Raw genomic sequence first — 26,994 nt, 5'->3', positions numbered from 1 at the left:
AGGCCTGCGAGCGCTCACATCAGCGGCACAGAGGGAGGCACAGGTTCTTCGATGTCCTTGGGCCGAACCGGTAATCCGGTTCGGCCGCCGGGCGCTGCACACGTCCTGGAGGGACGGCCCGGGCTCAGTCCCGGGTCAGCTTGCGGTGGGTGACACGGTGCGGGCGGGCCGCATCCGGGCCCAGCCGCTCGACCTTGTTGGCCTCGTAGGACTCGAAGTTGCCCTCGAACCAGTACCAGTTCGCGGGGTTCTCCTCCGTGCCCTCATAGGCCAGCATGTGGGTGGCCACCCGGTCCAGGAACCACCGGTCGTGCGAGATGACCACGGCACAGCCGGGGAACTCGAGCAGGGCGTTCTCCAGCGAGGTCAGGGTCTCGACGTCGAGGTCGTTGGTGGGCTCATCGAGGAGGAGCAGGTTGCCGCCCTCCTTGAGGGTCAACGCCAGGTTCAGGCGGTTGCGCTCACCACCGGAGAGGATGCCGGCCTTCTTCTGCTGGTCCGGGCCCTTGAATCCGAAGGCGGAGACATAGGCGCGGGACGGCATCTCGACCTGGCCGACCTTGATGTAGTCCAGGCCGTCCGAGACGACCTCCCAGAGCGACTTCTCCGGGTCGATCCCGCCGCGGGACTGGTCCACGTAGGAGATCTTGACCGAGTCGCCGATCTTCAGCTCTCCGCCGTCGAGGGACTCGTAGCCCACGATGGTCTTGAACAGCGTGGTCTTGCCGACGCCGTTGGGGCCGATGATCCCCACGATGCCGTTGGGCGGCAGCGAGAAGGACAGGCCGTCGATCAGCACGCGGTCGCCGAAGCCCTTCTGCAGGTTCTTCGCCTCGATGACCTGGTTGCCCAGCCGCGGGCCCGGCGGGATCTGGAGCTCCTCCAGGTCCAGCTTGCGGGTCTTCTCCGCCTCGGTGGCCATCTCCTCATAGCGCGCCAGGCGGGCCTTGGACTTGGCCTGGCGTCCCTTGGAGTTGGAGCGCACCCAGTCGAGCTCCTCGGAGAGGCGCTTGGCCATCTTCGCGTCCTTCTTGCCCTGGATCTCCAGGCGGGCGCGCTTCTTCTCCAGGTAGGTGGAGTAGTTGCCCTCGTAGGGGTACAGGCGTCCGCGGTCCACCTCGCAGATCCATTCGGCCACGTGGTCCAGGAAGTACCGATCGTGGGTGACGGCCAGGACGGCGCCGTGGTAGGCGGCCAGGTGCTGCTCGAGCCACAGCACGGACTCGGCGTCCAGGTGGTTGGTCGGCTCGTCCAGCAGCAACAGGTCGGGCTTCTGCAGCAGCAGCCTGCACAGGGCCACGCGGCGGCGCTCACCGCCGGAGAGGACCGAGACGTCGGCGTCCCCCGGGGGGCAGCGCAGGGCGTCCATGGCCTGCTCGAGCTGGGAGTCGATGTCCCACGCGTCGGCGGCATCGATCTGCTCCTGGAGCTGGCCCATCTCCTCCATCAGGGCGTCGAAGTCCGCATCCGGATCCGCCATCTGCTCGGAGATCTCGTTGTAGCGCTGGATCTTCTGGTAGATCTCCCCCACGCCCTCCTGGACGTTGCCCAGGACCGTCTTCTCCTCGTTCAGCGCCGGCTCCTGCATGAGGATGCCCACGCTGTAGCCCGGATCAAGCCGCGCCTCGCCGTTCGAGGGCGTGTCCAGCCCCGCCATGATCTTCAGGATCGTGGACTTGCCCGCGCCGTTGGGGCCCACCATGCCGATCTTGGCCCCCGGCAGGAAGGCCATCGTCACGTCATCCAGGATCAGCTTGTCGCCCACCTTTTTGCGGGCCTTGACCATGCTGTAAATGTATTCCGCCATGACCCCAAGGCTAGTGGGTGGCCGCCGGATTACCCGCATCGGGGCGCGTCCGGCGGCCACCGTCCGCTGTGGACCGGATTCAGGCCGCGTTCAGCCGCTCCGATTCCTCCTCGTCCACCGCCCGCCCGGCCTCATCGCCTGCCTCGGACCCGGCCTCGTCCAGATCCTCAGCGGACCCGTACGGAGAACCTTCCAGGATCTCGCCGGTCATCCGGTCCACGCCCTCGTCCGGGTCCTCGGCCCCCTCGCCGGTCGGCCCTGCCAGGGGCGCCGGACGGCCCGCGGACCGGTTGAAGAAGGCCGTGCCCAGGGCCAGGTCGTGGCCGATGGTCTCGGCCTCGATCTCCACCGAGGTCCCGGACCGTTCCTCGCTCTGCCACGGCCGGACCTTGAGCCGCCCGGTGACGAGTACCGGCTGCCCCTTGGACAGCGAGGCCGCGACGTTGGTGGACAGCTGGCGGAACATGTTGACCGTGAACCAGTTGGTGGCCCCGTCCACCCAGGCCTGCTGCTCCCGGTCGAAGCGTCGGTCGGTGGAGGCCAGGCGGAAGTTGCCCACGGCCAACCCGGACCCGGTGGTGCGGGTGGTGGGTTCGGTGGCCACGAAGCCGCGGACGGTGATGTGTTCACTCATGGTGGTGCCTTTCGGTGAGCCGGCCGCGGCCGGCGAGGGGCCGCCGTCGGGCAACCGACCTCCGGCGGCAGGAGGTTCTCCCCCTGTGGCACCAGCACACCGCCCACCGGCCGGGCGCACCAGCGCCCCACCACCCACCCGTGGACAACCCACCGGGTGCGGTGTCCTGTGCAGGAGTGGGCCCCCGGTAGAATGGCAGCGCCCAGCCCCAGTAGCTCAGTGGATAGAGCAGGAGCCTTCTAATCTGACGGGCGCGCATTGCTGCCGCCGGGACCGTTGTCCATCGGGTATTCACCGGTCTGCAGCCACTCCAGGGGAACGCCAGTCCTCAGCGCCCATGCCTTCATCACGATCTGCCGCGGGGCAGTGTGGCCGTTCTCGTAGTTCGTCACGGACTTCAGCGAGATCCCGATCTCCTCAGCGAACTCACGTTGCCCCAACCCTGTGACCTCCCGCGCCTTGCGGAGGCGGTCGGTGAGGTCGAAGTGGGGGATGACGAAAGCGGCGTCTGTGCTCATGAGAGCGATATTACCCGGACGTGCGCACCTGCGCAACACGGTTTTTCTGCACATTCGCGTGCTCCGATACTTGCGCATACACGTAAACCCGCTATTGTGAGTGCATGCAAGATACCCAAAAGCGTAAGAGCGCCAACATCGGTACCGCCGAAACCGCTCGCATCCTCCGGGTGTCCAAGCGAACGGTCCATAACCGCGTGGACGCCGGGATTCTCACCCCCATCACCAAGATCGAAGGCCGGACCGGGGCCTACGTCTTCGACCGGGAAACCGTTCAGGCGCTCGCTGATGCGCAGCAAGAGTCCGCCACCTCTTAAGAAGATGGCCCCCACCTGCTCGAACAGGTGAGGGCCGTGTGAATCCGTACCAAGACTCAAGGAGATCCTACTCGTGAACAGCTTCCGAAGGAACCGCGGCCGTCAGTCGGCCGCCCATCAGACCCCCTCCCCCGGCTTCCCTGCGGGTGCGGCCGCTGCCGGCGGAGGGATGAGTGCGGAAGGGGCTGGCCCTATCTCAACGGCCCCTGACCGCGCTGAGGGGGTGGGCGCCCCCAGTGCGATGGGAGAGGCGTCCACCCCCGATCCCCGCTCGATCGTCCTGTCACGCCGCCGCGGCGTCGGTGGCATGTACGTGTACGCCCAGTGCCCGCAGGGCCACGAGTTCCGATGGAGGCACTACGAGGGCCACACCACGGCGGGTGCCGGCGCATGGCTGGCTCGGCACATCGAGTGCACCGAGGAGCGCCGCGGCGGTCCGTCCGTGTTCGCGGCCTTCTCCGATGCGTTCGAGAGCGACCTGGTGCAGGTCGACGGCAGCCGGCTGAGCGGGGACCTGGTCGGAATGCGGGGCCGGTCATGACGGCCACGCAAGGCACCGTGGCATCCGCGGCGCCGGCCGATGACGTCGTGATCCCCCTGGCGATCTACGCCGAGGTGAGCAACCGGCAGCCCGGCACTGCCGTGGTCTGCGGCCCATGCGCCTCGAAGTCGTGGTTCCCGAAGTCAAAGCACGGCAGCGCCCTGCTGCTCGAGGCCATCGATGAGCACCACTCCCACACCAGACAGGAGAAGTCCCATGACTGACCAGGCCGACCTGTTCGATGTCCACTTGCCACCGTCTGCCGGGATCGTGCTGAAGGACGAGGCGGGGCTGTTCACCACCTCTGAGGCGATCGCCGAAGGGGCCGGCGTCCAGCACAAGAACATCCTGCAGAACCTCGACAACAACATGGCGCACTTCGAGGAGTTCGGAAGGGTGACTATTCAAAAGGAACCCTTCAGTACGCAAGGCGGGCTGCAGCTGAAGCGCAGCGCCCGCCTCAACGAGCAGCAGGCAACCCTGATGCTCACGTTCCTTCGGAACACTCCGCAGGTCCTCGCCTTCAAGAAGGCGCTCGTGAAGGCGTTCTACGAGATGGCCGCGATCATCCGGTCCGGCGCCCCGCGGTCACTCGAGGAGCGCTCGCTGGCCTTGATAGCCGAGCTGGGCGCCGTGGTCGATCGGCAGCGGGCGGAGCTGGAGGTAGCGGCACCGAAGGTCCAGGCCTACGACCAGTTCCTCGATGCCGACGGGACGTACTCGGTCGGCAACGTCGCAAAGATGCTGGGGCGGTCACAGAACAAGCTCTTCGCGGATCTGCGCAATAACGGGATCTTCATCGCCAAGGGTGCAATGGCGAACACCCCCTACCAGCAGTACATGCACCACTTCGCCGTCAAGGCCTACACCTACACGAGGGCCGACGGGACCGAGGGCACCAGCTACACCACCCGGGTCCAGCCCTCCGGCCTTGACTTCATCCAGAAGAAGCTCCAGCTGAAGGTCACAGCATGATCACCGAACAGAGGCGCTCCAACGAGGTGGTGTTCCAGCCCAAGGGCGAACGGCCCCTGAAGAAGACCCTGGGACGGTACCCACAGGTCTCGTACCGCGACAAGACCGAACTGACCCGCGAAGTCGAGAAGGCCGCCCGCCACTACTGGCCCAACGCCCGCAGCATCCACGCAGAAGTCCGCCACCCCTGGCGGGCCTGTACCGGTGAGGTCGTCGTCACCATGCGATACGGAACCGTCGTCGCAACCTTCGCCCCAGTCTGGGACCCATCCCGCCCAACAGAAGCACAAGCCAGACCCCAACAGGACTCCGGACAGGTGGCACCCCAATGGTGACCCGCAAATGGACCTACGCGGCCCGCCGACGCCTCTTCATCGATGCACCAGTGGCCCTACTCGGTGCCCTGCTCTACCTCGGCACCGCCACCGCGCCCAACGGCGCGACAGTCCTCGGCGTCTTCATGATGCTCACCGCCGCGCTCGCCGCGGCCCTCGACAACGACTCCACGCCGGCCGAGACCGGCAGAAAAAGGAAGTGATCCCCATGACGACTGAACAGGAGTTCCTGGGTAACGCCCCCAGGCCCGGCAACGCACCCCTGGCCACTACATGGTCGACAGCACTGCAAGACGCCGCCGCGCTCTTCGAACAGGCACGCCTCGCCGCCGACAACGGAGACACCCGCGAGGCGCTCGCCGCTGGTGCGGAAGCCGTCGGCATGGCTGCCGTGGCCGTGGATCTGAGGCGCCGCGACTACGTCGAGGTCGAGATCCTGCCGGATACGACCAGCTTCGAGACGGCGCTAGCGGGTGTAGTTCGGGCAGAGAAGGCGTTGGGAGACCAGCGGGACCAGCAACTGTCCGACGAGGAAGCGGAGATGCTCGCACGGGAGGACCCGCGGTTGTCGAAGTGGGATGTCCTGGACGGCCGTGGGGTGCCCGGGCGACCTATCCCCGGCCAGATGGACGCCATGGAGCAGCTGGGAAAGGCCGCACAATGACCGCGCCGGCACAACTCGACGTCATGCAGAACATCGGCCCGGGACCTGAGGTGAAGAAGTTCGTGAAGACCTACCCGCGTGCGGTCGTCAGGATCGCCCGGCCCACCGCAGCCAAGCCAGGATGGGGCCCGATGTGGCGCGTCTGGATGCTCGAACACGACGGCAGCGTGGACCACGAAGGCAAGGGGTGGCCGTCCGACCACGCCGTCATCCCCCGCGAGGCAGCCCTGGACGACGCCCACCTGACCATCGGCCTCATCCGCCAAGGCAGAAGAGCCTCCGCCACACAGCGAGGTGTCCAGTCATGACCACCCTCATGGGGCTGGCCCCCACCATCAACGCCGCACCCTCGGACGAATCCGCAGCATGGCAGAACGTCTCCTGGATGGAGCAGGCCGCCTGCGCCGGCCGAGACCCCGAACTCTGGTTCACCTTCGACGCCGACGAGGAAGCAACGGCGCTCGCTGTCTGCCGGTCGTGCCCGGTGCTGGAGTCGTGTCTCGAGGACGCCATGCACGAGGAGGGTGGTCGGGGTGCAGCATCTCGGTTCGGGATCCGCGGTGGTCTGCTGCCGAACGAGCGGTTCAACCGGTACAAGGCACGTGCGCAGGCCGAACGGCGGGGTGCAGCGTGATGGCCAGGAAGATGAAGTCCAGGACAGCGGTCCGACCGTCGCCGGCGCAGCTGCAGGCAGGGACCTATCAGGTGGTGTTCCCGATCGATGATCAGGACATGCCGGTGGGCCAGTTGAAGGAGGCGGCCCGGGAGCTGGTCTCGGCCGCCGCGGATGACTACGGCCTCCGCCGGGTCGGCTCGGTACAAACGGTGCTTACTCATGGGACGGCCCCGTTCCTGACGGCCCAGGTGGCCGTCCAGTGGGCTGGGAGTCAGCCGGTCATCAGGGGGTGGCTCTGATGGTGGAACAGTCGTTGGCCGATCACATGGTGGCGGAGTTGGCTCGCCGACAGGAGGAGCACCACCGGCTGGTGGTGGACGCAGAGAGGGCACAGGCGGCTCAGATCAGCGCCCAGGAGACCGCGGCGGCCGCGATGCGGGCCACTCAACAGGCGGCCCAGGAGGTCCGTCAGATGCAGACCGCACTGTCGGCCCTGGGCTATGGACCCGGAGGCCGTGGCGCGCAGCAGGAGCCGGCCGAAGGCAGCCAGGGAGGAGATGCCCCGTGATCGGTATCAAGCCGAAGTCGCTGCGTGAGGTGCCCGTCGGGAAGTACTGCTGCGGTATGTGCGGGCGGTTCTCCCACTTCAGGCAGGGCGGGCCCCGGCCGGAGTACTGCGTGGACTGCAGGCCCCAGGCGATCGCCCTGGGATGGCTCGCGCCCCCACCACCACGGAAGAGAAGAACCAGGAAGAAGGCAACAGCATGACGCTCACGAACATCGGTCCCGACTGCCGAGACAACAAGCACCCGGCCTGTGACGCCCGAGCAATGGACCTTGAGACGGACGAAGTCACGGACTGTGACTGCAGCTGCCACGCCCCAGCCGAAGTGGAGTGCTCGTCCTGCGGCCAGCCGCGTCCGGCGGACGAGACGGCCTACAACCCGATGCAGGCCATCACCGGTGGCCCCTTGGGCTGGTACTCCGGGGACGACGGAGAGATCTGCAGTGACTGCATGACCAACATCATCCGAGGGAGCAACCGATGACCACCGCCAAGACCGCCACTGACGTGGCCACGATCCTGCACAAGCACCTGGACGCCCCAATCAGCACCGAGGACGCCCGGAACATCGCCACCGCCCTCGGCCTCACCGTCGCCCCCGAAAAGCCTAAGCCGGGGCTGTATCTGTTCGATGGTCGGTTCCCCGTCATCATCGACGGTGACGGCGACTGGTGGAACCTGACTCTGGGCAGCGATCCCGGTATGGCCTACGAGGACACTCCCGGCGAACCAAGGCACCTCACCCCCGCCCGCGTGGTCCCCGCCGAGCCGCCCGTGCTCACCTCTTCCACTTCGCTCTTGGACGAAGCCCAGATGCAGGAGGACGCCAGCGTCGAGTGGGCGGCATACCGCAAAGACTACGGACCGAAAGACACGGCCACCGCACACAAGGCATTCCACGCAGGCTACCGCGCCGCCCTCGCCAAGCACGACGGGGCGCGGGAACTGCCGGGGCGGGATGAGGTGGAGGAGGCGATTCACAATGCTCTTGGTAAGCACGACTCGAACGCCTGCCGACGCGCATCAGTCGCCGTGATGGAGGTGATCCGCCGTGGCTGACCTGGACCCCCGAGCCATCCTGGCCGAGATGCAGGCCCGCGCTGATGCCGCCACCGAGGGGCCATGGAAAGCGGTGACGGACGAGGGCGTCACCCTCTGCCTGGTTCTGACCGCCGCTGAGGGTGTGGACCCGGAGAGCGAAGACGCCTTCTATGACTCGGGCGTATCGACCGAGACTGGTGGCGACGCCGAGTTCATCGCGCATGCCCGCACCGACCTCCCCGCCATGGCCGCCGCGCTCACCGCCGTGCTGGACCTGCACCCGTCTATCGACGGGGCGGGAGTGGAATGCGACGTATGCGCTGACGACCGTGGCCCGAAGCCTTACCCCTGCCCGACCGTCCACGCCATCACCGACGCGCTGGGTGGTGACCGGGGGTGAGCAACAAGGCTGCCGCGGCATACCACCCGAACAAGTCACCCCACCTCGGCCCCGACTGCAGGGACAACAAGCACCCGGCCTGTGACGGCCGGGCCCTGAACATCATCACCGACGAGGTCACCCAGTGCGGGTGCCACTGCCACCAGGAGAAGCCATGACCACCGAAGCGACCACCACGTACGAGATCCAACTCAGCACCGACAAAGCGGCAACCGTAGAAGGTGCTTGGAGTTACGAGGTCAACGGTGCGGGCATCCTCAGCGTGCGCAACAAGGATGAAGCGCTCGCGACCTACGCAGCCGGGCACTGGACCAGCATCACGAAGGTCAACCCCGAGGCACCCACGGCCTCGGAGCGTGCTGTCGCCCCGACCATGCCGGTCGAGCCGCCGACCGTCTACCAGACCGAGGTCAACGCCCTCTACGAGAAGGCCCAAGCCGACCCCGAGGTCAAGACGAACGGCGAGAAGTTCCTCTACGTCGCCCAGGGAATCGTGGACCTGAAGTGGAAGGCCGCGCTCGCCGGCGACGACGAGCAGGAGGCCCACCGTGGCTGACGCAATCCTCCCCCGAGCACTCCCCCAGCCCCTGAAGATCGACCCGGCCGCGCTCGCTGACCTACCGGAGGGTGCGGTGGTCTACTCCAAGTCCAAAGCCGCTCCGCACGCGGTCGGCGTCATGATCCTGGCCAAGGGCCGGTGGGCGGCTGATGGACGGACGCAGACCGTCCCACAGAGCGACCTGTCCGATGACAGCAACCTCGACGTCATCGAGGAACTGCGGGACACCGTGGACTTCTGGGTGCTGCCCCTGCCATGACCCAGACCGAGTACGACGACCAGTGGGTCTGTGGGTACTGCGGCAAGACCTGGGTGGTCCCATCACTAGCCCGCCGTTGCGAGGCGAAGCACGACGAAGAGGAGCAGGACGATGAGAGTACGAGCTGATGCTGGCGCCCTGTGCGCGGCGCTGAATGCGCTGGTGCCGTTCGTGTCCACGGACAAGGACGCGGGCCCGGACGGGATGATCCATCTGTCGGCGGTGCCGTCCGGGGGCTTGATGGCCACGGCCTACGGGAACGCGCCGGCGGTCGCATGGGTGGCTGCTGAGTCGCTGGACGGTGAGCTGGCCTCGTTCGCAATGGACCGGCAGGACGCGAAGACCATCGCGGGGAACTTCCGGAAAGCGATCGGTGACCTGCTGATCGACGTGGAGGCAAAGGTCCTGAAGTCGGTGGTCCAGACCAACGTAGTGATGATGAACGGCGAGACCATGGACGGCCGGGAAGAGAGACCAGAGACGGCCTACTCGATCACGGTCACAGAGGACTCGGGCCTGTTCGGGAACCGCATGGTGAAGGTGGCGACGGCGGCCCAGCCGGAGGCGAACCTGTCGGCCGTGTGGGCTGCTCTCCTGCAGCCGCTGGTCAGCCCTGTGCCACCGATGGAGGAGTATCACGTGGCGGGCAAGCACTTGGGCATGTTCAGGCCCGCAGAACGCGAGTACGAAGCGAGCCTCACGATCGAACCGGCGACCCTAGCCGGGGCCCTCCTGGTCCGGGTGGGAGCGGACTTCATCGGGTTGGCAAACGGCACCGGAGCCACCGAGCGTGACGACGAGGACCGCAGGGACTGGATGGAGCGGATCCCCGTACCTGACAAGACCGCCCCATGACTCGCCATGCCCGCGGGGAGGCCCGTGAGTGCCAGTGCGGGAAGAACTTCTACGCGACCCTCTCGGACGCGCAGAACGCCCGCTGGCGCATCGGCCTGCAGGCCGGCTACCAGGAACCCGTCAAGTACTACGAGTGCCGCTACAGCGGGTGGCACTGGACCCGCAAGGGCATCCCCGAAGTCCTAACCCAACCGAAGGAGACCGGCAATGCCTGAACTCACCAGCTGGCTCATAGCGGCCATGGCCGGGTACATCACTGGAACGATTGTGGGCTACCTCAAGGAGAGCTCCCGCGAGCGCGGGAAACGTGCGGCTGCGCGACGCCCGTCGGTGGAGATCATCGAGGTCTCGCTGTCCCCTGGCGCGCCGTTCTCCAAGTGGTGTGAGGACTGCAACCGCACTCACCTATGGGTGACGATCTACGCCTACGAGGGCGACGACCCAACTACGGCCCGGCCGATCGGCGTCGCACCCATCGCGGATGACGAGAGCCAGGATGGTGGTGCCTGAGTGGCTTGGCTGAAGACGTCCGACACCAGCGCGAACCACCCGATCGCGCTCGCTGTCCTCGAGGAGGATGAAGCGGATGACCGGATTCTGAATGAGGTGTGGGGCTTCGCTGCGCGGTGTGCGGTGATGTCGGCTCAGCACGAGCAGGACTACATCGTGACGATTGGCACGGCGAAGCAGATGGCCGGGTCTCTCGGCCGGTATCACGTGCTCACCGCGGCCGCGGTCCGTGCTGGGTACTTCACTCGGGTGGAGATCGAGACGGAGGATGGTGAGGCGCGGCCGGCGTTCAAGCTGGTCGAGGACAACGACCTGTTCCACATGATCCTGAAGGACGAGCGTGCCTGGACGAACCAGCGCAAGCGGGACACCGGGAATACGAACCTGACCGTCCCGATTCGGGAGCGTGATGGTGATGGCTGCCGATGGTGTGGCCAGGTCGTCGTGTGGTCCGGTGACCGGAAGTCCGGTCGGTCCGGTACCTATGACCACCTCATCCCCGGGGAGGCTGCGCGTTCCCCCGAGGACATGGTCGTTGCCTGCAGGTCCTGCAATGGGGCCCGCGGGGACGACGAGGACAACACCTGGGACAAGCCGCTCCTGGCAGTCCCTGAGAGCCCCTACTACAGCAAAGCGACCGTCACCTACCTGGCGAAGCACGGACGGACTGTGAAGCCCTCCGAGCGCCGGAAGGCGTTCACCCCGGCTCCTGCAGCAGCGACTGGCAAGCATGCCTCTGTTGAGACCATGGCTGTCGAGACCCCCACTGTTGAGACCCTGACCGCTGAGCGACCCTCGGGTACCGCTCCGGTCGGTGGCGCTCCGGTGTCGGGGGCTCCGGCCCGGGCTCCGGAGGAAGCGCCGAGCAGCGCGGTCGAGACAGGTGGACCTTCTGATTTGCCGGGGGTTGAAACGCCCCCACCTTCTGATCTGCCGGACCCGGCAGATCAGCGGTCTACCGAATCTGGATTTGTCGGGACGGGTCGGGACGGGTCGGGTCTGGCAGGTAAGGGTCTGGGTGGGGCTGGGTCTGGACGGGCTGGGATGGGTCTGGCCGGGGGCACCGCTGGGTCTGGTGGATCTCATCAGGGTGTGCCGATCAGGAAGAAGCGACGGGGAAAGAGGGGCAAGAGATGACGCCGGAGGAGTACAGGGCGATGATCGCCGGGCAGATGAGTGAGAAGGATCTGCAGGACAAGGTGATCGACACGGCTCTACGGAATGGGTGGCTCGTCTATCACACCCATGACAGCCGTAGGTCGGCGCCGGGATTCCCTGATCTGGTGCTGGTTCATCCCGAGCATGGCGTGATGTGGCGCGAGCTGAAGAAGCAGAAGGGCCGGGTGTCCCCGGATCAGAAGAAGTGGTTGGACCGTCTGGCCGCTGTGGATGAGAACGCTGGTGTGTGGCGGCCGAGTGACTGGGTATCTGAGCAGATCGTGAAGGAGCTGATGGGGCGATGATCGTAGACCTGATGAGAGATGTGGACCGGCTGACGATCACGACCAAGACCGTCGTGTCGAAGAACCCGCTCGTGGTGGTGGACGCTCCCCCGCTGCTGGGACAGTTGCGCGCCGCGGTGAAGCCCTCGGGTGAGAAGTCCTCGGGTGGATCGGGTGGCGCGGTATCGGGGACACCGTTGGACCTGTCGGCGTTGGAGCTGATGACGCAGATCCAGGACGAGGTGAACCGGGCCTACTGGCTGGTGAAGGATGCCTCGCGCCGTCCGGGCATCGGCGGGTACACGCTGGAGGAACGGTTGCGGTTCGTGGCTGTCCGGGTGGCTGAGTCGTACGATCGTCCCGAGGGGCCGGCCTTCATCCCTGCTCCACGCCCTGACATCCTCGAGGATGTGCATTCGTGGGTGGAGAAGATCGACCACCTGTTCGATCCCGTGAAGGTGGTCCCCCTGCCTGATCATGCGTGCCCGGTGTGTAGGGCTACCCGGGTGGCTGTCACCCTGGATACTGGTGAGGCCGGGGAGGCCCCCGCCCTGACCGTCCGGTTCGGTACCCCCCTGGTGGCCTCCTGCGGTGGGTGTGAGACCAGGTGGCCCGGGGCCCAGATGCTGGACCTGGCCGCTGTGCTGGGTGGGAACACTCAGGTGATGGCTCACGTACTGGGATCTGGTAACGACAATGGTGTAACCTGAAGGTGCTTGCTACAGGTGTACCTAAGACCCGGACCATTGGTCCGGGTCTTCGTCGTTAAAGAGGTGATCGTCATGGCCCTCGCCTCGACGGCATCCCGCGGCTACGGCGGAGACCACCAGCGCATGCGGAAGAAGTTCGAACCGCAGGTCAGAGCAGGCAAAGCAGTCTGTGCACGCTGTGGTGAACAGATCGATCCGGCGGGCCCCTGGGACCTCGGGCACAACGACGACCGATCCGCGTGGACCGGCCCTGAGCATGTGTCCTGCAACCGCCGCGCCGGCCAGGCGAACGCAACGGAAACTCGGATGCAGCGCAACGCGATGGTGGTCCGCGACTGGTGACACCCTCAAGGGGAGGGGGCGTCGGAATCTCTCGAACGCCCATGTCAGATGACTCTGCCCGGTAGTCATCTCCCTCCCCGACGGCCTCGACGTTACGTTACCGATCCCGGGATTCGAGGTAACGGTACTGGGAAGGACGGTGCTCGGCATGGAGGTCACGTGCGCTGAGTGTGATGAGCCCTTCGAGGCCAAGCGCCGGACCGCCCGCTTCTGCTCGGACAAGTGCCGGGTGAGACATCACCGGAAGAAGGGCCCGAAGTTGCCGGCCGCGGTGAAGAAGGCCGCGGCTGCTGCAACTGCTCGGGCTGCGCTTGCGGATGATGTCCCGGATTTTATGCCGGAGAACATACCGGATGAGGAGAACGAGGAGCCCGTCGAGGAGACGGTGGAGGCCACTGTGCGCGCTGAGCTGGTGAAGGCCGGCAAGCACCGCACGGTCATGGGCCAGGCTGCCCTGGTCCTCGCCCGGCGCCTGGATCTCCCGACGATGGACACGGGGTCCGCTGTCGCGGCCCTGGTGAAGCAACTCGAGGCCACCTTGGAGACCGCGCTCGCGGGTGCTGAGGAAGAGGAAGACGAGCTCGAGAAGATGCGTCGTCGCCGGGAGGAGAAGCTCGCGGCCAACCAATGACGTGATGGAGGTCTGGCATGCTCGGGGCTCCGACGCTGGTTAGTCCGGCGTACATGACAGGGCCGGAGTATGCCGGCACGTTCGGTCCGGAGGTCGCTGACCTGTGCGAGGCCGTCGGGTTCGCCCCGGATCCGGAGCAGCGGCTGGGCTTGGACATGATGTTCGGCTTCGACAGGCGGGGCAAGTCCACGTCATTCGAGTTCGCGTGCATCTGCAGCCGGCAGAACATGAAGACCGGCCTGTTCAAGCAGGCGGCCCTGGGCTGGCTGTACATCACGGATCAGAACCTCATCGTGTGGAGTGCTCACGAGTTCGCCACCGCGATGGAGGCGTACCGGGACATGGCGAACCTCATCGAGGGCTCGCGGTTCTTGTCGAAGAAGGTCAAGCGGATCAGCGGTTCCCACGGGGACGAGACGATCGAGCTGAAGACCGGGCAGCGTCTGAAGTTCAAGGCGCGCACGAAGTCCGGCGGTCGTGGACTCACCGGGGACAAGGTGGTCCTGGACGAGGCGTTCGCGCTGCAGCCCGACCACATGGGCGCCCTGCTCCCGACTCTCTCGGTCCGCCCCGATCCGCAGGTGATCTACGGGTCCTCGGCCGGTCTCGCACACTCCGATGTCCTGCGTGGTGTCCGCGATCGCGGCCGCGCCGGGTCCTCAGCCCGTCTCGGATATTGCGAGTGGTGTGCCCCTCGCCAGGCGTGCGCGGACGAGAAGTGCGACCACGAGCCCGGCAAGTGGGTCGGCTGCCAGCTCGACAAGGTCGAGAACTGGCAGCACGGCAACCCCCTGCTGGGCCGTGTGCGGGCGAACGGGACCGGCCTGACCGTGGAGTACGTCAAGGCCGAACGGGACGCCCTGCCGCCCATGGAGTTCGCCAGAGAGCGGATGGGCTGGTGGGACGACCCATCGACCTCGGACATTTTCGGGCCGGGGAAGTGGGAGAACGGCGAACGCGAGGAGCGTCCGGCCGATCTGCAGCTGACCGGTCTGGCCGTGGCCGTGGCGATGGACCTGAAGTCCTCCGCCGTGGTGGCCGCCGGTGCCAACGACGAGGGGGTGTGGCTGCGCGTTCTGCAGCACGGGCCGGGCATCAACTGGACGGTGGACCGGCTCAAGGCACTATCGGCCGCCTACCAGGTCCCCGTGGTGATCGACGGCAAGGGCCCCGGCTCGGTGCTGATCCCCTCCTTGGAGAAGGAGAACGTGCTGCTGCACGTGGCCACCACCCAGGACGTCCTGGACGCCTTCGCGAACCTCCGCACGAAGGTGACCGCCGGCGAGGTGCTGTACACCCCGTCCAAGGAGCTCGATGAAGCCGTGGCCGGTGCCGCCCTACGCCCGGTCGGTGACCGGTTCGCGATCGGCCGCAAGGCCTCCACCAACGACGTGAGCCCCCTCGAAGCCGGATCCCTCGCCGCCTGGCAGGCCACCATCGGCCCTGCCCAGGGCAAGTCCGCCTACGAGTCCGACGACTACGACGACCCGGACATCATGTACGTCTGAGCGCAAGGAGCCCACACATGGACACGGCCCTCTTCTCCCTCCTCGCAGCCCTGGGGCTCGCGCTCGCGGTCTTCGGCGGCATGGTCGCCGGCATCCACTACGCGAAGCGTCCGGATCGATCCTGGAGCGCCCTGACGGGCCGCCGGGTGATCGTGAACCTGAAGGCAGGGACGGCCGTGGACGGCGTGCTGGTGGCCCGGCAGGGCCCACTGCTGATGATCCGTGAGGCCGTCCTGCACGGCGACTCGGACCAGCCGGTCCCCCTGGACGGTGAAGTCGTGATCGAACGTTCCGAAGTCGAGTACCTGCAGTATCCGAGCACCTGACGTGAGGCGGTGACACCATGGCGTTTGCCGTCAGCCAGGGCCAGGTGGTGGCCCTCAACCGAACCACCATCAACGTCTCGACGTCGATGGCCCTCACGGACGGGTACACCGCGGATTACGCCAAGATCTGGCGCGCCCATGCCAACGTCCGGACGGTCACTGGGTTCCTCGGCCGCAACATCGCCTCCCTGGGCCTGCACCTGTTCGAACGTCTCTCCGATCAGGACCGGCGCCGGAACACGGACCACCCGATCGCGCAGCTGATGTCCCGGCCGTCCATGTGGGCCACCCGGTACGACTTCATCGACGCCATGGTCCAGGACCTCGCGATCTACGACCGCTACCTCGCGGTCAAGATCAAGGCGGAAGGCTCCGACCGGACCCAGTCGCTCATGCGGATCCCCCCGGCCCTCTGGGAGCCGGTCGGTGACAACTGGCTCTTCCCCCAGGGGTTCAAGGTCAAGGGCACCAAGGGGTCCAAGGTCTTCACCCCTGACCAGGTCATGTACATCGGTGGGTACTCCCCCGCGGGCGAACTGGGCGGGGTCTCCCCCCTCGAATCGCTCCGGGCCGTCCTGGCCGAGGAGTATGAGGCCGCCAAGATGCGCGCCCAGACCTTCCGCAACGGAGCCCGCGTCTCCGGATACCTCAAGCGGCCCAGAGAAGCCCCGGAATGGTCAGCCAAGGCCCACAGCCGGTTCAAGACCGCCTGGCGCTCGCAGTACGTGGGCAACGGCACGGAGGCCGGTGGTACGCCGATCCTCGAAGATGGCATGGACTTCGTCAACGCCTCGCAGACTGCGAAGGATCTGCAGTACATCGAGTCGCGGAAGTTGACCCGCGAGGAGGTGGCCTCGGCCTACTACGTGCCGCCGCCCATGATCGGGCTGCTGGACAACGCGACGTTCTCGAACATCAAGGAGCAGCACAAGAACCTGTACCAGGACACGCTCGGCCCATGGCTGCAGCGCATCCAGCAGGCCCTGATGCTGCACCTGTGGGACGAGTTCCCGGACACGGACGGCCTCTACCTCGAGTTCAACATCGAGGAGAAGCTGCGCGGGTCCTTCGAGGAGCAGGCCCAGCAGATGCAGGCCGCCGTGGGTGGCCCGTACATGACCCGTAATGAGGCCCGCGCACGGATGAACCTCTCGCACGTCGAGGGCGGAGACGAGCTGATTGTCCCGCTGAACGTCATCGCAGGCGGCCAGGCGTCCCCGCAGGACTCCGGCACCCAGAACCTCGCCTCCGGCCCGCGCCGGGCGCTGAAGCAGCGCAAGGCCGCGGAGTACGAGATCAAGGCCGTGGGCGAGGACGACGTGCCCGAGGAGCACAGCGACGAGCTGACCAAGCTGTTCCGGAAGTTCTTCGGCCGTCAGCGCGCCGCGGTCCTCACGGCCGCCGGCGCGAAGGCGGCCGCCTGGTGGGACCAGACCCGCTGGGACGAGGAACTCGCAACGGACCTACTCGAGCAGGCCTTGACGGTCTCCACCGCTGCCGCCCTCGGGGTCCTCGCGGATCTGGGCGTGGACACGGACGGATACAGCACGGACCGCACGGAGGCCTTCCTGAAGAAGGTCACCCAGCGGATCGCCGGCCAGGTCAACGGAACCACCTACGAGGCGCTCGCCGCCGCGTTCGAGTCCGGCGACCCTGATGCCGCCGCGCATGTGTTCGACGTGGCCGAGGAATCCCGGGCTTCGAAGTCAGGGATGACGGCGGCCGCGACATTCGTCGGCTTCGGACTGGTTGAGGGACCTCGCCAAACCCGGCCGCAAGCCCAGAAACGGTGGCAGGTCAACTCCGGGAACCCGCGTGCCTCGCACGCATCCATGAACGGCGAGACCGTCGGCATCGATGACGACTTCAGCAACGGCATGCCGTGGCCGGGGTCGTTCACCGGCGACGCGGACGAGGTCGCCGGCTGCCAGTGCTCGGTCGTAATCATCACCTGACCCACGGAAGGAACATCATGCACGTCAAGAATGTGCCCCTCGGGCGGGTCAAGGCCGGCCCCCTCGACGGGCTCGAAGAAGGACAGTTCATCGTCTACCCCTCCACGTTCACCCGGGAGCCGGACGCCTACGGCGACGTCGTCGCCAAGGGCGCGTTCCTGGATGACATCAAGGCGTGGGAGGAATCCGGCAACGTCCTGCCCGGCCTGTTCGGCCACCGCATGGATGACCCGGACTTCTACGTCGCCTGGGCCATCGAACAGGGCGAGGACGAGCACGGCTGGTGGGTCAAGGGCGAGTTCGACATGGAGTCCCCCAAGGGGCCCCACGTCTACCGGCTCGTCAAGGGACGCCGGCTGAACCAACTCTCGTTCGCCTTCGACGTCCTCGAAGAGGGCCGCGTAGAGGCTGAGGACGGGGAGCCAGTCAACGAGCTCCGAAAGCTCCGCGTCTACGAGTTCAGCTTCGTACCGATCGGCGCGAACCAGGACACCTCCGTCCTCGCGGTCAAGGCGCTCGCCGAGGCTGCTGCGGCGGAGTTCAAGGAAGGTCGCGTGCTCGCGGCCAAACACATCAACTCCCTGCGGTCTGCGCAGGAGGCCATCGGCAAGGTCATCGTGGCCGCCGAGGGCGAACAGGACCAGGAGAAGGCCAGCGGTAAGCCCGTGGGCAACGACGAGGAGCCCGACCGGGCCAAGTCGGAGGACCCGCCCGTGAATCCGTCCGCAAAGAACCTGGCAGAGGCGTTCGAGCTGGAACTGGCTCTCGCCTGACCACCTGAAAACCGGGCCCTGGAGACGTTCTCCGGGGCTTTCACCATTCCCAGGAAGGGGAACAGTCATGTCGAAGCTGAAGATGCTTCAGGACGCGGCTCAGGCGGCTGCCAAGTCTGCTCGTGAGATCGCGGAGAAGGCCGACGCCGAAGGTCGTTCGCTGAACGAGACCGAGCGCCACGACTACGACGAGGCGATGGCCAAGGGCCGGGACCTCCTCGGACAGATCAAGACGGCCAAGGACGACGCCGACGTGCTCGACCAGGCCAAGGCACTCGCCTCGGACATCGGCGGCCACGCGCTGGAGGATCTCACCCTCCAGAAGTCGGCCGACAACACCGAGCGCCGGATGATGAACCTCGGCATGTCCGTGGTCAAGTCCGACCAGTACCAGGCCATGATCAAGGGGTTCACCCGGCCTGACGGCTCCGTGAACATCCCGGACCGGGCTTCGGTGAAGTCCGATCCGATCCGGCTGAAGTCGCTCTTCACGGGCGGGTCCGCCACGTCGGCCGGCGCGTTCGTGGTCCCGGAGCAGACCGGCATCGTGGAGATGCTCGGCCGCCGGCCGCTGACGATCCGAGATCTGATCAGCGTGCGCCGCACCGGGTCGGACACCGTGGAGTATGTGCGCCAGACGGCGCACACCAACGCCGCGGCGCCCGTGCCGGAGGCCACCAGCTCGGCTCCGATCGACGGGACGACCGTCACGAACACCATCGGCGGGCTGAAGCCGGAGGGATCGTGGACGTTCGAGCGGGTCTCCACGTCGGTGAAGACCATCGCTGAGTGGGTGCCGGTCACCAAGCGGGCCCTGGCTGACGCAGCGCAGCTCGAGGACCTGATCCGCGACGAGCTCTCCGCGGACCTGGCCGAGGCCGAGGAGGACCAGATCCTCTCCGGCGACGGGACCGGGGAGAACCTGACGGGGATCCTGAACACCTCGGGCACCCAGACCCAGGCGTTCGACACCGACATCTTCACCTCGGTGCGCAAGGCCATCACCAAGGCCAAGGTCGTCGGCCGGGTCGTTCCGAACGGCGTGGTGCTCAACCCCGTCGACATGGAGACGGTGGATCTCGCCCGCGAGAACGGCGACACCGGCAAGTTCATCGGGGCCGGCCCCTTCACCATGGGCCCGCGGACCCTGTGGTCCCTGCCGATCGCCGAGTCCGAGGCCGTGCCGGAGGGAACCGGCATCGTCGCGGACTTCTCGAAGGCCGTCCTGTGGGACCGCGAGGACGCTTCCGTGACGTTCTCCGACTCCCACGCGGACTTCTTCATCCGCAACCTGGTCGCCGCCCTCGGCGAGGAGCGGGTCGCCTTCGGCGTCACCCGCCCGTCGGCCGTCGTGGAAACCGCTGTCGCTGCGGCCTGACCCACACCCCCTGCAGTGGCCCCGCCTCCCATCGAGGGGCGGGGCCACTGTGCCCCACCTGGACTCACACGGAGGACATCATGACCGGCCTCAAGAAGTACGAGATCACCACCGACAAGGGCTTCCCGACGACGGTGAAGCTCAGCGATGCGGACGCCAAGCGCCGTGGCCTGCTGGGAAAGCATGTTGACCCCGAGGCACCCAAGCCGAAGAGCACCCGGAAGGCCGCCGCCCGGCCCAGGAACAAGCAGGCCCCCGCCCCGGCCAACAAGCAGGCCCCCGCGGCCACCGACTCCGCCGATGAGAAGTCCTCGAACGACGCGGAGGGCGACAAGAGCCCGGACGAGGCCGCGAAGACCGGCTTCGGTGCCGCCTTCGAGAACAAGAACTGACCAGCAGGGGAAGGGGTAGGACATGGCACAGGACATGGTGCAGGCAACTGACCTGGCAGGGTTCCGTGGTGCCCCGTTCCCTCAGCCGGTGATGGACTCCGCGGTGGGGGCGATCCGCGACGAATGCGGGTGGCACATTGCCCCCTCGCAGGAGGACACATTCACGATGCGCACCGGCCGGGTGGAGACCATCCTGCTGCCGTCTCTGCACATCACCGAGGTGGTGGCCGTCAACGACCTCACCTCCAGCTACGCCCCGGTGATCCCCCCAGATCGCGTGGACATCCTCGACCACGGAGCCCTCCACCTCGAGGGCGGGTGGCCGGCCAAGGTGTCCATCACCATCAAGCACGGCTACGCGACGTGCCCCGACTCGCTCAAGGCCATCATCGCTGAGCAGTCCCTGGGGGTCGCCGCCGGCCGGATCCGCCAGGAGTCCCTGGCCGGACGCTCCCTCTCCTTGGAAGCTGGCCTCGACCCCATGACCGACACGGTCCTATCCCGGTACCGACTGGACGGGAGGATCTGATGCAGCTGATGACCGAACCCGTCGGCCTCCGCCTCCGTGGCCAGCCCACCGGTGAATACGACGACTACGGCAACCCTGAATACGGGCCCCCCACCACCAAACTGGTCTACGGGTGGATCGAGCCCCGCACCTCCGGGGAGAACACCAACGCCCGCGAACAACAGACCTACGGGTACTGGGTCAACCTCCCCCTGGACGCCCCGCTGGCCGGCGCCGACGCCGTCGTACTCTTCGGTCTCCCCGACAACCCCAACCAGACCGTGACCGACGGCGAGGAATACCACGTCATCGGAGAACCCGGCCGCCAACCCGGAGGCTTCCTCGTCCCCGGCTTCATCAAGGCCGCCGTCGAGAAGGTCACAGGCTGATGGCCGAGATCGAGATCTCCTACGAGTACATCCAACAGGCCGCCCAGCACGCAGACGTCCGCAAGCGCACCCAAGAACTGGCCGAGTCAGTCGCCTCCCGCGCTCGCGGACTGGCATCAGGTGAAGGCGTGGAGATGGAAGTGACGGTGGAGTCGGGGACCCGGCCGGGAGGCCGCCCCTTCTCGAACGTCGTCGGAGACAACCCCGACCAGGAGTTCGGCAGCAGCCGCTCGGCGCGGCGCAGGATCCTCGGTAGGGCAGCGGAGGGGGCGAAGTGATGCGCTGGCAGGACGTCGAGAAGGCACTAGTGGCCGGCCTCCGCGCCGCCGTGGTGGCACGAGCTGGGACCAAGGTCCCTCCAGACGTCGAGAAGCTCACCCAGTTCGTAAGGATCACCCGCGGCCCCGGCACGGACGACCTGATCACGGACTCCCCGCTGATCGACACCGAGAGCTTCGCACAGACCTACGGCGACGCCTCCACGCTCGCCGAGGACGTCCGGCAGTACTTCCACGCACTGTCCGGGCAGTCGGTAGCTGGGGTCCTTGTGGACCGGGTGAGGACCGCGACGGGCCCCACGTACCTGGACTACGGGAACCCGGGGACGAACCGGTTCGTGGCGTCCTACCGCCTCGAATACCGGCAGCAATGACCCACAACTGAATATCCACAACCAGTGGCCCTGATGGGCCGTCAACGCACATCACTGACCCCTAAGGAGGGCCACCATGTCTACGTTCACCGAAGTGAAGGGCCACAACCCGGCCAATATCCGGAAGATCCTCGAGATGTCGATCTTCATCAAGCCCGCCGAGGACGACGACGAGCCGATCGTGGCTGTCCATGACGAGACCGGCGTCATCGTCCCCGTGGGGTACGAGCCGGTCGGCCTGACCACGAAGGACGACGGCGCGAGCTGGTCCCGTGAGCAGGACGTCGCCGACGTGACCTCCCATGGTTACTCCGAACCGACCCGCCGGGACTGGATCTCGGACGTCCGCGGCCTGGGCTTCACCATGCAGGAGTCCAAGCGGTCCGTCTTCGAGCTGCACCATGGTGTGGATCTGGCCGGTGTCACCACGGACGCCAACGGGAACTTCTACTTCGACGCCCCGGCTCGGCCGGCCGGTCGCCAGTACCGCGTGCTCGCCCTGGGCAAGGACGGTTCCGGTCCGGACGCGATCTACGTGGCTCGCTGGATGCCTCTGGCGGACGTCGTGGAGAACGGCGAGCAGGCCTGGTCCGAAGGTGACGAGGTCCGGTACCCGATCTCCCTGACCGGCAAGGTGGATCCCACGTTCGGGACGTCGTTCCGCGAGATCTGGGGCGGCCCGGGTCTGGACCATGCCGAGATGGGCTTCCCCGCACCGGCCGCCGGCTGACCACCACCGCCCCCTGAGACGGGCGGCCCCGGCTGACTGGTGGGCCGGCCGGGGCCGCCTTAGCCAAACCCCAAGCTCACCACCCTCGAGCACTACCAGGAAGGTGCCAGCCATGGACCAGAAGAAGGCTCCCGAGAAGACCGCGCCCATCACCCTCGTCTCTCCCGATGGGAAGCGTGAGTGGACCTCGTCCGACCCGGTCGAGCTCACGAACACGCGAGCGAAGGGCTGGCGTGAGAAGTCCGCCCCGAAGCCGGCCAACAAGGCCGACACCAAGTCCGACAGCAAGTAACCGAGAAAGGCCCACCACCATGACTCAGAAGCAGCAGTTCAAGAGCTGGGACCAGTACACGGAGGAAGCACAGCTTCCCCCGTTCGAGCTACCCGTCTCCAAGGACGAGACCCTCATCTTCCCGGCTCTGTCCGGGGCCGCCCTGATCCAGTTTCAGCGGGCCTACCGGGCCGGTGACGATGAGGCGATGCTGATGGTCCTCGCGGGTGACCAGTGGGAGAAGGTCGAGCCGTTGCTGGCGAAGGCCGGGCACGGGGCGTTCCGGAACCTCGTGATCGACATGATGTTGTACTTCGATCTCGCCGAGGAAGTGGAGATGCAGACCCCGGACGGCCGGAAGGTCTATGAGAAGGACCCCCGCACGATCAAGAACAAGCTGCGTCAGGGGTACCGCGTCGTGGGGGAAGCCGGTTCCCGTACCTGATCGCCCACGTCGACAGGTACGGGGACGCCCTGGAGATCGACCTCCACCGTGAGTTTGGGGTCGACCTCCTGGACTTCTTCCGTGGTCGGCACTCCTGGCGGAAGCTCTACCTCCTGCTCAAGGGCATGCCCTACACCTCCCTGTACGTGGAGGAGATGGTCAACGACCCGGAGCTCGCGGAGGAGGAGATCCGCCGGGAGGCCGAACGCCGCAAGGCCAACGCGCCGAGCCCGAAGGTTGGGCCTAGGCCGTCGGAGTACACCAACGAGGTCGCGCGGCTGGACCTGGTGGTCGAGCTCCTTCAGGCGGTCAACGGCAGCCTGATGCGGCTCGGTGGGGAGAAAGCACCCAGAATCCGGGAGCAGCCGCGGCCGGTCACGGCGATCGCGCAGGCTCGGGATCGCGCGCGCTGGACGAAGCACAACGAGCTGGTTGACGAGGTCAATCAGGCACGGGCACGCCGAGCGGCGGCCTCATAACCAAGCAGTGGACGGGAGGGCATCAGTATGGTGCAGGCAAGCGACGCAGTCTGGCTGCCGGTCCTCCCGTCCATGAAGGGCTTCGGGCCGGCCTTGGCCAAGGGTGCAGGCTCCGAGGCCGATAAGACTGGCAAGAGCGTGGGGAAGCGCTTCGGCACCGCCATGATGGTCGGTGTCGCCGGCGTCGCTGCGGCGGTGGGTACAGCCGGCGTCGCCCTGTACAAGGTTGGCGAGATCTTCGATGACGTCACCGACACCATCCGGGTCGGGTCAGGAGCGTCAGGCGAGGCCCTGGACGGCCTGGTGACCAACGCCAAGAACATCGGCCGGACCGTGCCAGCCGAGTTCGACAAGATCGGTTCCGTGGTCGCTGACGTGTCCACTCGCCTGGGGCTGACCGGACCCGTGATGGAGAAGGTGGCCTCCCAGTACCTCGAGGCCGGTCGTATCCTCGGCGAGGACATCGACGTCGGGAAGACCTCGGCCGCCTTCAATGCCTTCAAGATCGAGGGCGAGGACGTGGCCGGGGCCATGGATCACCTGTTCCAGGTGTCCCAGGCCACCGGCATCGGCATGAATGACCTGGCCTCGCAGGTGTCCATGAACGCCCCCGCGGTGCAGGCGCTCGGCTTCGGATTCGAGGAAGCGGCCGTCATGGTCGGTTCCTTCGACAAGGCGGGCCTGAACAGCTCGCAGATGATGTCCGGCATGTCCCGCTCCCTCGTGAACCTCGCCAAGGACGGAGAAGAGCCGGCCGCTGCCTTCGAGCGCACCGTGAACGAGATCGAGGGTTTCATCGAGAAGGGTGACGAGGCCGCCGCGATTGATCTCGCGGGGAAGGTCTTCGGCACCCGTGGCGCATCGCAGTTCGTGGGCGCGGTGAAGGCCGGCGCTCTGAACCTGGACGACATGACCAAGGCCGCGGGCCAGACCGGGGACACCATCCTCGGGCTCGGGGAAGAGACTATGGACTTCGAGGAGTCCTGGCAGATGTTCAAGAACAACGTCCTGGTCTGGCTCGAGCCGATGGGCGCCAGGGTGTTCGGGGCGCTGGGCGGCTTCATGCAGGAGCTCACCGGAGGGGTCTCTGCCTTCTCTGCTGCGTGGTCGGATGCCGGCAACGACATCACCTCGTCCGGGCTGGCCGGCTTCATGGAGCGAATGGGGTTGGCCCTGCGTGGAGTCTGGGACATCCTCAGCGCAGGCGACTTCTCCGGCAAGCTGCGCGGCGCGTTCGGCTGGGAAGAGGACCATCCGATGGTGGGGTTCCTCTTCAACGTCCGCGACCTCTTCCTCGAGGTCACAGGTGGGGTGGAGGCCTTCACCGCGGCCTGGACCTACAACGACGGCGAGATCACGTCCTCGGGGTTCCCGGGCGTCATGGAGCGCCTCGGCTACTGGGCCCGGCAGACGTTCGACTACCTGAAGGATACGGCGATCCCTGCCATGGGTGACCTGGCCACCTTCATGTGGGAGAACAAGGAAGTGATCGGCATCGTCGCGGGTGTCATCACCGCCCTGCTGCTGCCCGCCCTGGTCCGGAAGGGGATCACAGCAACTGTCTCGGCGGCGAAGTCTGTCCTCGCATGGGCAGCCGAACGGACCGCTGCGGCCACCACCGCCGCATCGTACGTCGTGCAGTCCTACAAGATCATCGGCACCTGGGTGGCCAACAGCATCGCGGCCATGAAGTCCGGCGTGCAGACCGTGGCCGTCTGGGCGATGTACAAGGCAGAGGCCATCAAGGGCGCCGCAGTCCAGGCCGCCCAGTCCGCCCGCGTGGTGGGCAGCTGGGTCCTCATGCGCGTCCAGGCGGCCGGCAACGCCGTCCGCATGGCAGCCTCGTGGGCTGTGGGCATCATCGTGCCCGCAGCCAGCGCCACCGCCGCAATGGCCGTCCAGGCGGGCCGCGTGGTCGCGCGCTGGGTGTTCATGGGCGCTCAGTCGCTGCTGCAGGCCGCACGGATGGCCGCGGCCTGGCTGATCGCGATGGGCCCCATCGGCTGGGCGATCGCCGCCATCGTGGGTATCGCCGCGATCGTGATCGCCAACTGGGACAAGATCAAGAAGTTCACCATCGACGCCTGGAACGCCATTTCCGGCAAGGTCAAGGAGGTCTGGCAGAACAACATCAAGCCGATCTTCCAGGCCCTCGGTGACTTCATCGAATCCCACGTCAAACCCGCCTTCAAGCGCGGCGTAGACGCGATCAAGGGAATCTGGGACGGAATCCGCGCGATCGCGGCGAAGCCCATCAACTTCGTCATCGACACGGTCTACAACAACGGCCTGCGCAAGGCGTTCAACTTCGTGGCCGGACTCATCCCTGGAGTCGACAAACTCGGACCGATGGCCACGATCCCCGGATACGCCAAGGGCGGCCGCATGGTCGACGGAATGAAGCTCGTCGGCGAGGAAGGCCCCGAGCTGATCGACACCCGCCCGGGATACGTCTACACCGCATCCGAGACGAAGCGCATGCTCAACGCAGGAGGCATGACCGACGACCAGCTCTCCGTGGCCGCCGGCACCCGTCCGTCCGAGGCACTCCTACCGATGGGCGGCTGGTGGGACAACGTCGTCACCGGCGCAAAGGACGCCTTCTCAGCCGGAACGAAGTGGGCACTCGGCGGCCTTGCAGACCTCGCCGGCAAAGCCCTGAACCCCATCAAAGACGCGCTCGCAGAGGCGATCCCTGGTGGCGGATTCGGTGCTGTTGCTCGTGGGCTGGCGACGAAGGCAATCGATTCGACGCTGAGCTTCCTGCGGGGCAAGGATGACAAGCACATCTCGCAGGGATCGGGGGCGCTGACCTTCAACGGCCCGCTGGGAAGGACGACGCGCCCGCATGGCCCCATCACCTCCCACTTCGGGCGGCGCTGGGGTGGCAGGCACGACGGAACCGACTGGGGCGGCGGAGGAGCGATCCGTGCCTTCTGGGACGGCATCGTCCGCAAGGTCGGATGGAACGCAGCTCCGGGCCGTACTGGCATCGGGACGATCATCGACCACGCGCAAGGCCTGTCGTCCTACTACGGGCACCAGGCTCCAGGGTCGCCAAGAGTGAAACGCGGCGACATTGTGAAGTCCGGCCAGGTCATCGGCCAGCGCGGGCTCACTGGCAACACGACAGGACTGCACCTCCACGGCGAGACGTGGAAGAACGGGCAGCCTCGGAACCCGTTGTCGTACCTCTATGACGACGGGGGGGTGGTCCATCCGGGCCTCACCACGGTGGACAACCGATCACGCAAGCCGGAGGCGCTGCTGTCCAGCCAGCAGTGGTCCGACATCCACCAGCTGGCCAAGAACGGGGCCGGCGCGGCGGTCCCTGGCCGCATGACGGTCAGGATCGGCGAGAAGGAGTTCGAGGGATACGTGGAGTCCATCGGGGACGCCCGGCTCGAACAGCACGTCGACGGGCTACGTCAGGTCAGCCGGCAGATGGCCGGCCGGTAACAACCAGT

General features: G+C 66.7%; 43 protein-coding genes. 40 read left to right on the top strand and 3 right to left on the bottom strand.

What is annotated here, in order from left to right; translation table 11 throughout:
• Nucleotides 1-124 precede the first annotated feature (124 nt).
• The 3 genes from ettA to AB0K08_RS13735 form a co-directional block, all read right to left on the bottom strand.
• Nucleotides 125-1,807, bottom strand: a complete 1,683-nt coding sequence (gene ettA / locus AB0K08_RS13745; protein WP_363355377.1) for an energy-dependent translational throttle protein EttA — start codon at nucleotides 1,805-1,807, stop codon at nucleotides 125-127.
• 79 nt (nucleotides 1,808-1,886) lie between these two features.
• Nucleotides 1,887-2,441 carry a single-stranded DNA-binding protein gene (gene ssb / locus AB0K08_RS13740; protein WP_363355375.1) on the bottom strand — a complete coding sequence of 185 codons (555 nt, stop codon included), beginning with the start codon at nucleotides 2,439-2,441 and terminating at the stop codon, nucleotides 1,887-1,889.
• Between the two features lie 239 nt (nucleotides 2,442-2,680).
• Nucleotides 2,681-2,959 carry a helix-turn-helix transcriptional regulator gene (locus AB0K08_RS13735; RefSeq protein ID WP_363355373.1) on the bottom strand — a complete coding sequence of 93 codons (279 nt, stop codon included), beginning with the start codon at nucleotides 2,957-2,959 and terminating at the stop codon, nucleotides 2,681-2,683.
• A gap of 104 nt (nucleotides 2,960-3,063) precedes the next feature.
• On the opposite strand from AB0K08_RS13735, the gene AB0K08_RS13730 reads away from it, so the two are divergent.
• From AB0K08_RS13730 to AB0K08_RS13535, 40 genes are all read left to right on the top strand, one after another.
• The gene (locus tag AB0K08_RS13730) at nucleotides 3,064-3,276 is read left to right on the top strand and encodes a helix-turn-helix domain-containing protein (RefSeq protein WP_363355371.1); all 213 of its coding nucleotides are present in this window, start codon (nucleotides 3,064-3,066) and stop codon (nucleotides 3,274-3,276) included.
• A 223-nt stretch (nucleotides 3,277-3,499) separates the two neighbouring features.
• On the top strand, nucleotides 3,500-3,817 hold the full coding sequence (locus AB0K08_RS13725) for a hypothetical protein (RefSeq protein WP_363355369.1): 318 nt from the start codon (nucleotides 3,500-3,502) through the stop codon (nucleotides 3,815-3,817).
• Nucleotides 3,814-4,041 (top strand): hypothetical protein, encoded by a 228-nt coding sequence (locus AB0K08_RS13720; RefSeq protein ID WP_363355367.1) that lies wholly within the window; start codon nucleotides 3,814-3,816, stop codon nucleotides 4,039-4,041. The genes AB0K08_RS13725 and AB0K08_RS13720 overlap by 4 nt, the downstream gene beginning before the upstream one ends.
• Entirely contained in the window at nucleotides 4,034-4,792 is a 759-nt protein-coding gene (locus AB0K08_RS13715) for a phage regulatory protein/antirepressor Ant (RefSeq protein ID WP_363355365.1), read from the top strand. Before AB0K08_RS13720 ends, AB0K08_RS13715 begins: the two co-directional genes overlap by 8 nt.
• On the top strand, nucleotides 4,789-5,127 hold the full coding sequence (locus AB0K08_RS13710) for a hypothetical protein (protein WP_363355363.1): 339 nt from the start codon (nucleotides 4,789-4,791) through the stop codon (nucleotides 5,125-5,127). The genes AB0K08_RS13715 and AB0K08_RS13710 overlap by 4 nt, the downstream gene beginning before the upstream one ends.
• Nucleotides 5,121-5,330, top strand: coding sequence for a hypothetical protein (locus tag AB0K08_RS13705; RefSeq protein WP_363355361.1), 210 nt, complete (start codon nucleotides 5,121-5,123; stop codon nucleotides 5,328-5,330). The genes AB0K08_RS13710 and AB0K08_RS13705 overlap by 7 nt, the downstream gene beginning before the upstream one ends.
• Nucleotides 5,331-5,335: 5 nt before the next feature.
• Nucleotides 5,336-5,791, top strand: coding sequence for a hypothetical protein (locus AB0K08_RS13700; RefSeq protein WP_363355359.1), 456 nt, complete (start codon nucleotides 5,336-5,338; stop codon nucleotides 5,789-5,791).
• A complete protein-coding gene (locus AB0K08_RS13695; RefSeq protein WP_363355357.1) occupies nucleotides 5,788-6,099 on the top strand; it encodes a hypothetical protein in 312 nt (103 codons plus the stop codon). Before AB0K08_RS13700 ends, AB0K08_RS13695 begins: the two co-directional genes overlap by 4 nt.
• Nucleotides 6,096-6,425: a WhiB family transcriptional regulator gene (locus AB0K08_RS13690; RefSeq protein ID WP_363355355.1), complete on the top strand. Its 330-nt coding sequence runs from the start codon at nucleotides 6,096-6,098 to the stop codon at nucleotides 6,423-6,425. Before AB0K08_RS13695 ends, AB0K08_RS13690 begins: the two co-directional genes overlap by 4 nt.
• Complete coding sequence (locus tag AB0K08_RS13685; protein ID WP_363355353.1) at nucleotides 6,425-6,706, top strand: hypothetical protein; 282 nt, start codon at nucleotides 6,425-6,427, stop codon at nucleotides 6,704-6,706. The genes AB0K08_RS13690 and AB0K08_RS13685 overlap by 1 nt, the downstream gene beginning before the upstream one ends.
• A complete protein-coding gene (locus AB0K08_RS13680; RefSeq protein WP_363355351.1) occupies nucleotides 6,706-6,975 on the top strand; it encodes a hypothetical protein in 270 nt (89 codons plus the stop codon). The genes AB0K08_RS13685 and AB0K08_RS13680 overlap by 1 nt, the downstream gene beginning before the upstream one ends.
• A gap of 196 nt (nucleotides 6,976-7,171) precedes the next feature.
• Entirely contained in the window at nucleotides 7,172-7,456 is a 285-nt protein-coding gene (locus tag AB0K08_RS13675; protein WP_363355349.1) for a hypothetical protein, read from the top strand.
• Nucleotides 7,453-8,031 (top strand): hypothetical protein, encoded by a 579-nt coding sequence (locus tag AB0K08_RS13670; RefSeq protein WP_363355347.1) that lies wholly within the window; start codon nucleotides 7,453-7,455, stop codon nucleotides 8,029-8,031. Before AB0K08_RS13675 ends, AB0K08_RS13670 begins: the two co-directional genes overlap by 4 nt.
• Nucleotides 8,024-8,413, top strand: a complete 390-nt coding sequence (locus tag AB0K08_RS13665; protein WP_363355345.1) for a hypothetical protein — start codon at nucleotides 8,024-8,026, stop codon at nucleotides 8,411-8,413. The genes AB0K08_RS13670 and AB0K08_RS13665 overlap by 8 nt, the downstream gene beginning before the upstream one ends.
• Complete coding sequence (locus AB0K08_RS13660; RefSeq protein ID WP_363355343.1) at nucleotides 8,410-8,571, top strand: hypothetical protein; 162 nt, start codon at nucleotides 8,410-8,412, stop codon at nucleotides 8,569-8,571. The genes AB0K08_RS13665 and AB0K08_RS13660 overlap by 4 nt, the downstream gene beginning before the upstream one ends.
• Complete coding sequence (locus AB0K08_RS13655) at nucleotides 8,568-8,969, top strand: hypothetical protein (protein WP_363355341.1); 402 nt, start codon at nucleotides 8,568-8,570, stop codon at nucleotides 8,967-8,969. The genes AB0K08_RS13660 and AB0K08_RS13655 overlap by 4 nt, the downstream gene beginning before the upstream one ends.
• The gene (locus AB0K08_RS13650) at nucleotides 8,962-9,231 is read left to right on the top strand and encodes a hypothetical protein (protein WP_363355339.1); all 270 of its coding nucleotides are present in this window, start codon (nucleotides 8,962-8,964) and stop codon (nucleotides 9,229-9,231) included. Before AB0K08_RS13655 ends, AB0K08_RS13650 begins: the two co-directional genes overlap by 8 nt.
• A gap of 162 nt (nucleotides 9,232-9,393) precedes the next feature.
• Nucleotides 9,394-10,086, top strand: coding sequence for a hypothetical protein (locus AB0K08_RS13645; protein ID WP_363355337.1), 693 nt, complete (start codon nucleotides 9,394-9,396; stop codon nucleotides 10,084-10,086).
• Complete coding sequence (locus AB0K08_RS13640) at nucleotides 10,083-10,301, top strand: hypothetical protein (RefSeq protein ID WP_363355335.1); 219 nt, start codon at nucleotides 10,083-10,085, stop codon at nucleotides 10,299-10,301. The genes AB0K08_RS13645 and AB0K08_RS13640 overlap by 4 nt, the downstream gene beginning before the upstream one ends.
• The gene (locus tag AB0K08_RS13635; RefSeq protein ID WP_363355333.1) at nucleotides 10,294-10,596 is read left to right on the top strand and encodes a hypothetical protein; all 303 of its coding nucleotides are present in this window, start codon (nucleotides 10,294-10,296) and stop codon (nucleotides 10,594-10,596) included. Before AB0K08_RS13640 ends, AB0K08_RS13635 begins: the two co-directional genes overlap by 8 nt.
• Nucleotides 10,597-11,733, top strand: a complete 1,137-nt coding sequence (locus tag AB0K08_RS13630; RefSeq protein WP_363355331.1) for a hypothetical protein — start codon at nucleotides 10,597-10,599, stop codon at nucleotides 11,731-11,733.
• Nucleotides 11,730-12,059 (top strand): VRR-NUC domain-containing protein, encoded by a 330-nt coding sequence (locus AB0K08_RS13625; protein ID WP_363355329.1) that lies wholly within the window; start codon nucleotides 11,730-11,732, stop codon nucleotides 12,057-12,059. Before AB0K08_RS13630 ends, AB0K08_RS13625 begins: the two co-directional genes overlap by 4 nt.
• A complete protein-coding gene (locus AB0K08_RS13620) occupies nucleotides 12,056-12,748 on the top strand; it encodes a hypothetical protein (RefSeq protein WP_363355327.1) in 693 nt (230 codons plus the stop codon). The genes AB0K08_RS13625 and AB0K08_RS13620 overlap by 4 nt, the downstream gene beginning before the upstream one ends.
• A 72-nt stretch (nucleotides 12,749-12,820) precedes the next feature.
• Entirely contained in the window at nucleotides 12,821-13,090 is a 270-nt protein-coding gene (locus tag AB0K08_RS13615; protein WP_363355325.1) for a hypothetical protein, read from the top strand.
• Nucleotides 13,091-13,238: 148 nt separating this feature from the next.
• Nucleotides 13,239-13,721 (top strand): hypothetical protein, encoded by a 483-nt coding sequence (locus AB0K08_RS13610; RefSeq protein WP_363355323.1) that lies wholly within the window; start codon nucleotides 13,239-13,241, stop codon nucleotides 13,719-13,721.
• 53 nt (nucleotides 13,722-13,774) lie between these two features.
• A complete protein-coding gene (locus AB0K08_RS13605) occupies nucleotides 13,775-15,229 on the top strand; it encodes a hypothetical protein (RefSeq protein WP_363355321.1) in 1,455 nt (484 codons plus the stop codon).
• Nucleotides 15,230-15,246: 17 nt separating this feature from the next.
• Nucleotides 15,247-15,555 carry a hypothetical protein gene (locus tag AB0K08_RS13600; protein ID WP_363355319.1) on the top strand — a complete coding sequence of 103 codons (309 nt, stop codon included), beginning with the start codon at nucleotides 15,247-15,249 and terminating at the stop codon, nucleotides 15,553-15,555.
• A 17-nt stretch (nucleotides 15,556-15,572) separates the two neighbouring features.
• The gene (locus tag AB0K08_RS13595) at nucleotides 15,573-17,510 is read left to right on the top strand and encodes a phage portal protein (RefSeq protein ID WP_363355317.1); all 1,938 of its coding nucleotides are present in this window, start codon (nucleotides 15,573-15,575) and stop codon (nucleotides 17,508-17,510) included.
• Nucleotides 17,511-17,527: 17 nt separating this feature from the next.
• Complete coding sequence (locus AB0K08_RS13590) at nucleotides 17,528-18,283, top strand: HK97 family phage prohead protease (protein ID WP_363355315.1); 756 nt, start codon at nucleotides 17,528-17,530, stop codon at nucleotides 18,281-18,283.
• A gap of 67 nt (nucleotides 18,284-18,350) precedes the next feature.
• Nucleotides 18,351-19,661, top strand: coding sequence for a phage major capsid protein (locus AB0K08_RS13585; protein ID WP_363355313.1), 1,311 nt, complete (start codon nucleotides 18,351-18,353; stop codon nucleotides 19,659-19,661).
• A gap of 80 nt (nucleotides 19,662-19,741) precedes the next feature.
• The gene (locus AB0K08_RS13580) at nucleotides 19,742-20,053 is read left to right on the top strand and encodes a hypothetical protein (protein ID WP_363355311.1); all 312 of its coding nucleotides are present in this window, start codon (nucleotides 19,742-19,744) and stop codon (nucleotides 20,051-20,053) included.
• 22 nt (nucleotides 20,054-20,075) lie between these two features.
• Nucleotides 20,076-20,582 (top strand): hypothetical protein, encoded by a 507-nt coding sequence (locus AB0K08_RS13575; RefSeq protein WP_363355309.1) that lies wholly within the window; start codon nucleotides 20,076-20,078, stop codon nucleotides 20,580-20,582.
• Nucleotides 20,583-20,590: 8 nt separating this feature from the next.
• On the top strand, nucleotides 20,591-20,950 hold the full coding sequence (locus AB0K08_RS13570) for a hypothetical protein (protein WP_363355307.1): 360 nt from the start codon (nucleotides 20,591-20,593) through the stop codon (nucleotides 20,948-20,950).
• Nucleotides 20,950-21,228 (top strand): hypothetical protein, encoded by a 279-nt coding sequence (locus tag AB0K08_RS13565; protein ID WP_363355305.1) that lies wholly within the window; start codon nucleotides 20,950-20,952, stop codon nucleotides 21,226-21,228. The genes AB0K08_RS13570 and AB0K08_RS13565 overlap by 1 nt, the downstream gene beginning before the upstream one ends.
• Nucleotides 21,228-21,602 carry a hypothetical protein gene (locus AB0K08_RS13560; protein WP_363355303.1) on the top strand — a complete coding sequence of 125 codons (375 nt, stop codon included), beginning with the start codon at nucleotides 21,228-21,230 and terminating at the stop codon, nucleotides 21,600-21,602. The genes AB0K08_RS13565 and AB0K08_RS13560 overlap by 1 nt, the downstream gene beginning before the upstream one ends.
• Nucleotides 21,603-21,678: 76 nt before the next feature.
• Nucleotides 21,679-22,332, top strand: coding sequence for a hypothetical protein (locus AB0K08_RS13555; RefSeq protein WP_363355301.1), 654 nt, complete (start codon nucleotides 21,679-21,681; stop codon nucleotides 22,330-22,332).
• A 112-nt stretch (nucleotides 22,333-22,444) separates the two neighbouring features.
• A complete protein-coding gene (locus tag AB0K08_RS13550; RefSeq protein ID WP_363355299.1) occupies nucleotides 22,445-22,624 on the top strand; it encodes a hypothetical protein in 180 nt (59 codons plus the stop codon).
• 19 nt (nucleotides 22,625-22,643) lie between these two features.
• Nucleotides 22,644-23,048, top strand: a complete 405-nt coding sequence (locus AB0K08_RS13545; protein ID WP_363355297.1) for a hypothetical protein — start codon at nucleotides 22,644-22,646, stop codon at nucleotides 23,046-23,048.
• Between the two features lie 125 nt (nucleotides 23,049-23,173).
• Nucleotides 23,174-23,527, top strand: coding sequence for a hypothetical protein (locus AB0K08_RS13540; protein ID WP_363355295.1), 354 nt, complete (start codon nucleotides 23,174-23,176; stop codon nucleotides 23,525-23,527).
• A 27-nt stretch (nucleotides 23,528-23,554) separates the two neighbouring features.
• Nucleotides 23,555-26,986, top strand: coding sequence for a peptidoglycan DD-metalloendopeptidase family protein (locus AB0K08_RS13535; protein WP_363355293.1), 3,432 nt, complete (start codon nucleotides 23,555-23,557; stop codon nucleotides 26,984-26,986).
• Nucleotides 26,987-26,994 lie beyond the last annotated feature (8 nt).

It is taken from the genome of Citricoccus sp. NPDC055426, assembly GCF_040677445.1.
Taxonomy (GTDB): domain Bacteria; phylum Actinomycetota; class Actinomycetes; order Actinomycetales; family Micrococcaceae; genus Citricoccus.
This window is presented reverse-complemented; position numbering and strand designations above follow the sequence as displayed.